Genomic DNA, 1056 nt, shown 5'->3' with positions numbered 1-1056 from the left:
AAATCGCTGCTTTAAAGCTAGAAATAAAGCGCTTAAAGATGTCTATTGCAGACATTGTCACCGACCGAGTTATTGCGGAAAGCACCTTAGAGGTTATTTGTGAACAACAAGGATTGGATATTGAAGAGGTTAAAAAAAAAGCTGGTTCGATATTAGCGTCAAAGCCATCCAAAAAGGTCAGAAAGTAGCCCTTGTTGTGCATAAACTAGGTAAAGTTAGAGCTAGCTTTTATAAACAGCGAAGACTGGTATTTATTTCTAAACAAATTAATGAGCCCATTCTTACTGAGCTTGTCTTAGAACAGAGAAAGAAAATGCCTCGACTAGGAGGAAAGAAATTACATTATTTACTGACTCCTAGCCTTAAAGAAAACAAGCTGTTTTTAGGTAGAGATCGATTTTTTGACTGGTTAAGAAAATGGGAATTGTTGGTTAAGCCAAAGAAATGCTTCACTAAGACAACCAATAGTTTTCACCGTTTTTATAAACATGGCAACTTAATAAAAGGTCTAATACCTACCGAAGCTGACCAAATATGGGTAAGTGATATCACCTACATTAGAAAGCAAAAGGGCTTTTGTTATCTAGCTCTAATAACTGACGCATATAGCCGAAAAATCATCGGATATGATCTCAGTGATTCCCTAGACTTAACAGGATGCCTCAATGCCTTAAAAATGGCCACTAAACATAGAATTGGAATGAATACGATTCACCATTCGGATCGAGGAATTCAGTATTGTAGTAATCAATACGTACAATTAGTAGAAAAACATGGAATAAAAGTAAGCATGGGAGAAGCGGGAAATTGTTATGATAATGCCTTGGCAGAAAGAGTGAATGGAATTCTTAAAAATGAATTCAATTTAGATGCTACTTATAAAAACTTGAAAACCGCCCAAAAAGCGGTTTCACAAGCCATAAAAACTTACAATGAATCAAGACCACATTTAGCTTTAAAAATGAAAAAGCCAGTTGATTTATATGCAGCTTAAACTATATTTACAATGAATTATTAATGAACCCAACTGTCAACCTATATCAGGACAAGACATAC

Annotated in this window: 2 protein-coding genes; both read left to right on the top strand. The window is 35.0% G+C overall.

What is annotated here, in order from left to right:
- On the top strand, positions 1 to 188 hold a 188-nt coding region (locus EWU23_RS13710; protein WP_205753191.1), incomplete at its 5' end, for a hypothetical protein.
- A gap of 8 nt (positions 189 to 196) precedes the next feature.
- Complete coding sequence (locus EWU23_RS13705; protein ID WP_166233179.1) at positions 197 to 994, top strand: IS3 family transposase; 798 nt, start codon at positions 197 to 199, stop codon at positions 992 to 994.
- The last annotated feature ends 62 nt before the right edge of the window (positions 995 to 1056 follow it).

It is taken from the genome of Aquirufa beregesia, assembly GCF_011090385.1.
GTDB lineage: Bacteria > Bacteroidota > Bacteroidia > Cytophagales > Spirosomataceae > Aquirufa > Aquirufa beregesia.
Note: the sequence above shows the minus strand (reverse complement) of the source record. Positions and strands in the feature narration are given on the sequence as shown.